The following is a 1543-nucleotide window of genomic DNA, read 5'->3' on the forward strand; positions in this document are numbered from 1 at the left end:
CCCCCGACGCCGTCGCCCCGCCCACCTCGTTGTCCACATACAGGCCAGCGCCGATGATCGGGCTGTCGCCCACGCGGCCGTGCAGCTTCCAGGCCATGCCACTGGTGGTGCAGGCACCGGCCAGACGGCCGTTGGCGTCGATGGCCAGCATGCCCAGGGTGTCGTGGTTGCTGCTGTCGCCCGGACGCCCGCGGCGCTCGACGTTGATCTCCGGCGTGTACTGCGCGGTCTTCAACCATTCGCGCCATGCCTTCTCGGCGGCGGGCGTGAGCAGCTTCTGGCGCTCGAAGCCCTGCGCCACCGCGAACTGCTGCGCGCCCTCCCCGACCAGCATCACGTGCGGGGTGTTTTCCATCACTTTGCGTGCCACAGAAACGGGATGCAGGATGTCGGTCAGCGCCGCCACCGAGCCACAGCGGCCATCGCCGTCCATGATGCTGGCATCGAGGCTGAGCACACCGTCACGATCGGGATTGCCGCAGCGGCCCACGGTGGGGTTGCACAACTCGCTTTCAGCCCAGCGCGCGCCAGCTTCCACCGCGTCCAGTGCGCTGCCGCCGCCCGCCAACACTTTCCACGCCGCCTGGTTGGCGCCCACGCCAAAGTCCCAGGTGGACACCACCCGTGCGCCACTGGCTGCCCGTGCACCTACGCGCGGCAAGGCCAGCGCGCCTGCGGCCAGCACACCGGCCTGGAGGAACTGCCTGCGATCGGTCATCCCACCCACTCCCTGCAAGATCGGTCATCGAGCCGCCCGGCAACCGGGCGGAAGCGTCATGCCACGGCGCGTTCGTGGCGCGCGGCGTGCCATACCGCCGCACCCAGCATGCCCAGTTCGCCATGTTCCACCCGCCACACCGGCACCTGGGCCAACACCCGGCCCATCACACCCTTGGCCAGGAACCGCGCCTGGAAGCCGCCCGCGTGCAGGAAGTGCGCGATGCGCGGCGGAATGCCGCCCACCAGGTACACCGAACGCGCACCGAAGGTAATGGCGAGGTCGCCGGCGAGGCTGCCCAGCCACGCGCTGAACACCTCCAGCGTTTCCACCGCCACCAGGTCGTCGCCCAGGTGCGCGGCGGCGATCAGCTGTTCGGGCGTGTTCCATTGGGGTGCCACGCCACGAAGGCCGCACAGGCACGGATACAGATTCATCAGGCCGCTGCCGGACAGGATGCGCTCCTGGTCCACGTGCGCCCAGCGCTGCTGCATCTGCCGCAGGATTTCCAGTTCCAGTTCCGTGCCGGCCGTAAGCGCGGCATGGCCCGCTTCGCTGGCCAGCACCGGTTGATGCCCGCCCTGGAAACGCAGTGCCGCGCCCAGCCCGGTGCCCGGGCCCAGCACCAGCGCCGGCCAACGCGAGCCGCCCTCGGTCTCTCCGTTGAGCGGCACCAGCGTATCGGCCTGCACATGCGGGATCGCGTAGGCGACCGCTTCGAAATCATTGATCAGGGCCAGCGAGCGAAGACCGGCCTGGGTGCGCGTGTCGGCCACCGACACCGGCCATGGCAGGTTGGTGTTAACCAGGTGGTCGCCTTCCAGC

The 1543-nt window shown here is 69.6% G+C and carries 2 protein-coding genes; both read right to left on the bottom strand.

Annotated features, from left to right (window positions below; genetic code table 11):
- Positions 1-718, bottom strand: a 718-nt coding sequence (locus DBR34_RS13220) for a N(4)-(beta-N-acetylglucosaminyl)-L-asparaginase (protein WP_128097131.1), incomplete at its 3' end; no start/stop codon positions are given.
- A 56-nt stretch (positions 719-774) separates the two neighbouring features.
- Positions 775-1543: glucokinase (locus DBR34_RS13225; RefSeq protein ID WP_128097132.1), on the bottom strand; the 769-nt coding region annotated here is incomplete at its 5' end.

This window comes from Stenotrophomonas sp. HMWF003 (assembly GCF_003061285.1).
GTDB classification, from domain to species: Bacteria; Pseudomonadota; Gammaproteobacteria; order Xanthomonadales; family Xanthomonadaceae; genus Stenotrophomonas; species Stenotrophomonas maltophilia_AP.